Source organism: Haloprofundus marisrubri (assembly GCF_001469955.1).
Classification (GTDB): Archaea; Halobacteriota; Halobacteria; order Halobacteriales; family Haloferacaceae; genus Haloprofundus; species Haloprofundus marisrubri.
The window spans coordinates 118,914-125,536 of record NZ_LOPU01000017.1; the positions used below are offsets into that span (position 1 = coordinate 118,914).

At 63.9% G+C, this 6,623-nt stretch carries 5 protein-coding genes; 3 read left to right on the top strand and 2 right to left on the bottom strand.

Annotation, left to right across the window (positions count from 1 at the left end):
• Nucleotides 1-15: 15 nt before the first annotated feature.
• Nucleotides 16-303: a DUF7518 family protein gene (locus tag AUR64_RS05665; protein ID WP_058580976.1), complete on the bottom strand. Its 288-nt coding sequence runs from the start codon at nucleotides 301-303 to the stop codon at nucleotides 16-18.
• A 235-nt stretch (nucleotides 304-538) separates the two neighbouring features.
• Between AUR64_RS05665 and gatB the strand changes: the two genes are divergently transcribed.
• On the top strand, nucleotides 539-2,059 hold the full coding sequence (gatB, locus tag AUR64_RS05670) for an Asp-tRNA(Asn)/Glu-tRNA(Gln) amidotransferase subunit GatB (RefSeq protein WP_058580977.1): 1,521 nt from the start codon (nucleotides 539-541) through the stop codon (nucleotides 2,057-2,059).
• 134 nt (nucleotides 2,060-2,193) lie between these two features.
• Complete coding sequence (locus tag AUR64_RS05675) at nucleotides 2,194-3,018, top strand: YihY/virulence factor BrkB family protein (RefSeq protein WP_058580978.1); 825 nt, start codon at nucleotides 2,194-2,196, stop codon at nucleotides 3,016-3,018.
• 100 nt (nucleotides 3,019-3,118) lie between these two features.
• Here the strand turns inward: AUR64_RS05675 and AUR64_RS05680 are convergent, their stop codons facing one another.
• Nucleotides 3,119-4,522, bottom strand: coding sequence for an MATE family efflux transporter (locus tag AUR64_RS05680; RefSeq protein WP_058580991.1), 1,404 nt, complete (start codon nucleotides 4,520-4,522; stop codon nucleotides 3,119-3,121).
• Nucleotides 4,523-4,700: 178 nt separating this feature from the next.
• Here AUR64_RS05680 and AUR64_RS05685 point away from each other — a divergent pair, with 178 nt between their 5' ends.
• Nucleotides 4,701-6,539 (top strand): S9 family peptidase, encoded by a 1,839-nt coding sequence (locus AUR64_RS05685; RefSeq protein ID WP_058580979.1) that lies wholly within the window; start codon nucleotides 4,701-4,703, stop codon nucleotides 6,537-6,539.
• The last annotated feature ends 84 nt before the right edge of the window (nucleotides 6,540-6,623 follow it).

Genomic DNA, 6,623 nt, shown 5'->3' on the forward strand with positions numbered 1-6,623 from the left:
AGTCGACCCGACGGCTCAGGCGATGATGATGTCGCTTTCGTCGGATTCGGACTCGCTTTCTTGAGCCTTCTCCTCGGTGGATTTAGCTTCTTCGGCCTCCGGTTCCGGAGCGGACGCCGACGACTCCCCGGCGGTCTCTGCGGACTCTGCGTTCGCGTACGACTGGACCGTCGGTTCGGCGTCCGCCGCCGCTTCCAACTGGCGCAGTCGCTCTTTGGTCTCGACGAGTTCTTCGGTGAGACCGTCGACGGCGGCTCTCAGCTCCGACACTTGGGATTCGAGTTCCTCCACCCGATTACTCATGGACGTATTCGGCTGCTCCGCCCCCATAAATGTACGTCAGACGGAGAGCGGACGATTCGGCGAGAGCGCCCGAATCGGTCGAAATTCCGGGTGTCGATTCGAGCGGCGATAGCCGACCAGTCGGAACGCGACCGGCGAACCGGACTGACGAGCGCGAATCACGACGGGTGAACGCGAACTCCGACGAGCGTGCCGAGGCGTTAGTATTTAGCCGCCCGCCGTCATAGCCCGCCCAATGACCGCGCAAGCGCTCGAACAGCGCGACTTCGCCGTCGTCATCGGGTTGGAGGTCCACGTTCAACTCGAAACCGCGACGAAGATTTTCTGTGGCTGTTCGACCGACGCCGCCGACGACGAGCAACCGAACACGCGGACCTGTCCGACCTGTCTCGGCCTCCCCGGCGCGCTCCCCGTACTCAACGAAGGAGCCGTCGAGGCTGCCGTGAAAGTCGGCAAGGCGCTCGACGCCGACATCCCCGAACAAACCCGTTTCCACCGGAAAAACTACTACTACCCCGACCTGCCGAAGAACTTCCAGATTACGCAGTACGACGCCCCAATCTGTCAGGACGGAACGCTGGAGTTCAGTGTCGAAGGCGAGACGCGAGAAGTCGACATCCGCCGCGCCCACCTCGAAGAGGACCCGGGGAGTATCAAACACGTCCGTGACGGAACCGGGAATCTCGACTCCCGAACCGTCGCTATCGACCGCGCGGACTACACGCTCGTCGACTACAACCGCGCCGGCACGCCGCTGATGGAAATCGTCACGCAACCGGACTTCCGCAGTCCCTCGGAGGTCCGCTCGTTTCTCAACAAACTCGAAGAGGTGCTCGAATATCTCGGCATCTTCGACTCCACGCGCGACGGGTCGCTCCGCATCGACGCGAACCTGAGTCTCGTCCCCGCCGACGAGATTCGAGACGACGGCTCGATTTCCGAGGAGGTTCTGGAGGCGGCCAACCGCACCGAGGTGAAGAACATCTCCAGTCACAAGGGCGCGGAGAAGGCACTGACGTACGAGGCGTCCCGGCAGCGCAACCTCGTCCAGCGTGGCAAGACGGTCGAACAGGAGACACGGCACTTCAACGAGGCGCACGGCTCTACCGTCTCGATGCGGACCAAAGAGGAGGAGAAAGACTACCGCTACTTCCGCGAGGCCGACCTGCCGCCGCTGCAAGTCGCCGGGTGGAAAGAGACCATCGACATCCCAGAACTCCCCGACGCGCGCCGCGAACGCTTCCGCGAAGAGTACGGTCTCGACGCCGAGTCTGCCTCGAAACTCACCTCGACGAAGGAAGTCGCGGACTTCTACGAGCAAGTCGCCGAGACGTTCGACCCGGACCTCGCGGCGACGTGGGTCGCCGACAACCTGCTCGGCGAACTCAACTACCGCGACATGGCTATCGAGGACATCGACGGGAGACTGGACGAGTTCGCCCGCCTCGTCGAACTCGTCGCCGAAGACGAGATTACGACGAAGAACGCCGAGGAAGTCGTCCTCCGGCGGATGCTCGACGACGAGATGGCCCCCGACGACGTCATCGACGAGGAAGGTCTCGGCAAGGCCGACGACGACGCCGTCGGCACCGCCGTCGAGGAAGCTATCGAGGAGAACCCCGACGCCGTCGAAGATTACCACAGCGGTGAGGGTGGCGCTCTCAACTTCCTCGTCGGCCAAGTGATGCAGAAAACCGGCGGCAGCGCCGACCCCGGCAGCGTCAACGGGATGCTCCGCGAGAAGTTAGACGAGTAGGTCCGCGACCGATTTCACGCGCCGTTCTCTTTTGCCGACCGAGTCCCCGGGCATCGCTTACGTGGGTATCGGAACCGTTCGAAAGCTGCTGTGTCGGCCCTTCAGTTACGTTGCTCCGGAGAGAGTGTCTACCTATGCAGACTCAGTCGGTCGTCTCGCGGGCGAAGATGGTCAAGACCGTCTTCAGCGAGAAGAACGTCACCTTCCTCGCCGGGAGTATCGCCTACAGCGCGTTCGTCTCGCTCGTCCCACTGGTTATGTTCTCCCTGCTCGCCGTCTCCGTGTTCGGAGCGCCCGAACTGCAGGAGCAAATCATCACGGTCACCACCGACAGCGTCTCGCCGTCGGTCGGGGGAGTCATCGAGGTGATGGTAGAACAGCAGAGCAGCGCTGGAAGCGGTTCGACCATCGGTGCCACACTCATCGGGGTGCTCATACTCGTCTGGGGTGCTATCAAGGTGTTCCGCGGACTCGATACGGCGTTCTCCGAGATTTACGAGACGACCGCACGGGAGTCGTTCGTCGGGCAACTCAAGAAGAGTCTGCTGATGCTCGTTACCCTCACACTGGGAATCATCGCGATGGTCGGAGCCACCAGCGTCGTCGCGTTCTTCTCGTTCGTTCCGTACGTCAGGCTCGTGGTTCCGCTACTACTGGTCGTCGGCCTCGTCGTCGCGTTCTTCCCGATGTACTACCTGTTTCCGGACCTCGACGTCGGACCGCGAGACGTGCTCCCGGGAACCATCGTCGGGGCCGTCGGCTGGGCCATTCTACAGGTGCTGTTCCAAGTGTACGTCTCTCTGAGTGGGGGCGGCGGCAATCTCATCGCCAGCATTCTCCTGTTGGTCACGTGGCTCTACTTCAGCGGCGTCGTTCTGTTGCTGGGTGCGACTGTCAACGCGGTCGTCGTCGGCCGTGCTGACGAAATCGTCGATTCGGAGGCGACTTCGTCGCACTAAGTGGAGGCGTGGATGGGAGCGATTGCCGGTCGGTCTACAACGCCCGCAAGACGTTCGTTAGAGATAGCAAGCGAGTGCGTGACTGGCGGAGCTCTCCGAGTCAGTCCGCCGCCGACGGCTTCGACTCCGACTCCTCCAGCACACCCGTCTGCCATCCGCCGCGCTGGAACCACAGGACGGCGACGACGAACGCCGCCGTCGCGCCGACGGAGAACGCCCACCAGAGGCCGTCGACACCGAAATCGAACGCGCTGATACTCGTCCCACCGGGGAGCGACACCGTCCACGCGAACGCGAGAACGAGCGCCACCGGCACGCGGAAAATCCACCGCGAGAGAAACGACAGCGCCATCGCCACCTTCGTCTGACCCGCGCCCCGGAACGCGCCCTGAATCACCATCGTCCCGCCGAAGAACGCCCAGAACGGCGCGATGATGCGGAGAAAGCGAACGCCCTCGTCGACGACGGCTTGGTCGCCGACGAAGATGCGCATCGCCACGTCGGGGAACACAAAGACGAGTGCCGCAGCGGCGAACAGCACCGCCATCGTGCCGCCCATCGCTTTCCACGTCACTTCGGCCGCCCGTTCGGGCGTTTTCGCGCCGAGATTCTGACCGACGCCCGTCGCCGTCGCTTGGCCTACGGCCCCCGAGACGGTCCACGAGACGGACATCAGGCGGACGCCGATACCGTAAGCGGCGATGGCGGCGACGGTGAACTGCGCGACGAGCGTCGCCATCGCAACCGCGGCGAAACTCCGCGCCCACCCGTCGAGCGTCGCCGGGTAGCCGACTTCGACGAGTTTCTTCAGCACCGATTTGTCGGGACGTAGGTCCGGGATTCGGAGTCGAACGCCCCAGTCACCGCGAAGGAGGATGTAGACGCCCGCGACGGTGACGAGCGCTCGTGAGATGAACGTCGCAACGGCTGCCCCGCGCGTGCCCATCTCGGGGAACACCCACCAGCCGAGGATGAGAAACGGGTCGAGGACGACGTTGAGGCCAGCAGAACCGACCATAAGCCACATCGCGGTTTTCGTGTCCCCTGCACCCTGCAGCGCCGCGCGGAAGGCGAAGAAACAGAACGTGAACGGCAGTGCGGCGAAGATGACTTCGATGTACGCGAGCGCTTCGGGAAACACGGGGCCGGTCGCACCCATCGCGCGCAACAGCGGTCGCTGGACGGCGAGGCCGAACAGCGAGAGGACGATAGCGACGCCGACGGTCAAGAGGATGGTCTGGCCGACGACGTGGTCGGCTTCTCGGTCGTTGCCCGCGCCGACGTGTTGGGAGACGAGGGCGATAGTCGCCGCCGTGATTCCCATCGCCGTCGAGACGAACATCCAAGAGAGCGGAAACATCAGCGAGACGGCCGCGACGGCCTCTGCGCTCACCCGCCCCACCCAGAACATATCGGCGAGGTTGTAGAACGTCTGGAGCAAGTTGCCGGCGACGAGCGGCCACGCTAAGGCGACGAGTTTCGGTGAAATCGCGCCGGTCGTCATATCGATACGGCTCTCGCTCTGCTTCGACACTGCCTCTCTGATGCTACGTGGTTCGACACATAAGCCCACGCCTTCCGGCGAGCGACGTGTGGCACCCGACAGCGTCGTCGCCACAGCACTCGCGGCAAGCCGACACCGCATGCTGAATCCTTATCCGGCGTGCGGCCACTGTGCAAGCATGCCACAGTACGCCGTCGCCCGCTACCTCGGCATCGACGCCGCCCGACAACCCGCGTTCTCACAGCGCGGCGACAGCCTCACCTTCATCCGCGACACCACCGGTACTCCCCAGATTTGGACGCTCGACGAAGCGGGGGCGCCGCCGACGCGACTTACCGCGTTCGAAGAGCGCATCTCTGTTATCGACTGGTCGCCGACGCGCGACGAGTTCGTCTTCGGGATGGACCGAGGCAGCGACGAACGCGACCAGTTGTTCCGCTACGACGCCGACGACGGCACGATTCACGGCCTCACCGAGCGCCCCGATGCGATACACGGCTGGGGTGGCTGGTCGCCCGACGGCGACTTCTTTGCCTTTACCTCGAACCGCCGCGACGCGCAGGCGTTCGACGTGTACGTCCAAGCCCGCGACGGCGACCCCGACGACGCCGACCTCGTCCTCGAATCCGACGGCTGGCTCGAAGTTCTCGGGTGGTCGCCCGACGGCGAGTCGCTCGCACTCCGGGAGGCGCACGCGAGTTTCGACCAAGACCTCTCGATTTTGGACCTTGACTCCGCCGAGGCGCGGGTCGTCACCCCCGACGGCGAAGCCAGCTACGACTGCGTGGCGTTCGGCCCCGACGGCGACGCGCTCTACCTCGTGACGAACTACGAGTCGGACACGAGCTATCTGGGCCGTCTCGACCTCGAATCGCGTGAGATAGCTACCGTCACCTCCGGCGGCGACTGGAACGTCGAGGAGTTCGTCTTCGACTGCGACTCTCGGACGCTGGTTTACGGTCGCAACGTCGACGGTTACTCCGAACTGTACGCGGGCGAACTCGTCGACGAGACGCGAGTCGACGTCGATGCAGTCGACCTCCCGCGGGGCGTCGTGTCCAATGTGACGCTCGGGCCACAGGGAGAACAGTTCGCGTTCACGTTCTCGAAGAACACCGAGCCATTTGGCGTCTACGTCGGTGAACTGGCAACGGGCGACGGCAGCGACCGCAGCGACGACGAGGGAGCGACGTCAGCCGACCCGACGCGGTGGACGCCGCTCGACACCGTCGGTATCCCCCAGTCGACGTTCCGGGACGCGGAGACGATTCGCTACGAGAGTTTCGACGACAGGGCGATTCCTGCCTACTGGACCCTCCCGGAAGACGCCGAGGCGGGCGAAACGCCGGTCATCGTCGACATCCACGGCGGCCCCGAACACCAGCGACGGCCGTGGTTCTACCCGACGAAGCAGTTTTTCCTCAACGAGGGCTATGCGGTACTGGAGCCGAACGTCCGCGGGTCTTCCGGCTACGGGAAGGCGTACACCCACCTCGACGACGTGGAAAAGCGGATGGACTCGGTGAAAGACGTGAAAGCGGCCGTCGACTGGCTCTACGAGCAGGACGAAGTCGATTCGGACCGAATCGTCGCTTACGGGCGCTCCTACGGCGGGTTCATGGTGCTGGCAGCCATCACCGAATATCCAGACATCTGGGCCGCAGCAGTGGAGTTCGTCGGTATCGCCGACTTCGAGACGTTTCTGGAGAACACCGGCGAGTGGCGGCGCGACCATCGTAGTGCCGAGTATGGCTCGTTGGACGACCGGGAGTTGCTGAAATCCATCAGTCCGATTCACAACGTCGACCGAATCCAGTGCCCGCTGTTCGTCCAACACGGCGCGAACGACCCGCGCGTCCCCGTCGGCGAGACCGAACAAATCGTCGACCGAGTGCGCGAACGCGGCGTCCCGGTCGAGAAACTCGTCTTCGAGGACGAAGGCCACCACACGACTACGCGGTCGAACCTCGTCGAGGAGTTCGAACGGATTCGGGCGTTCTTGGACGACCACGTCTGAACGAAACTGGGTGGCTACAGTCCCAACCGCTGGGTGGCTACAGTCCCAACCGCTGGGTGGCTACAGTCCCAACCGCTGGGTGGC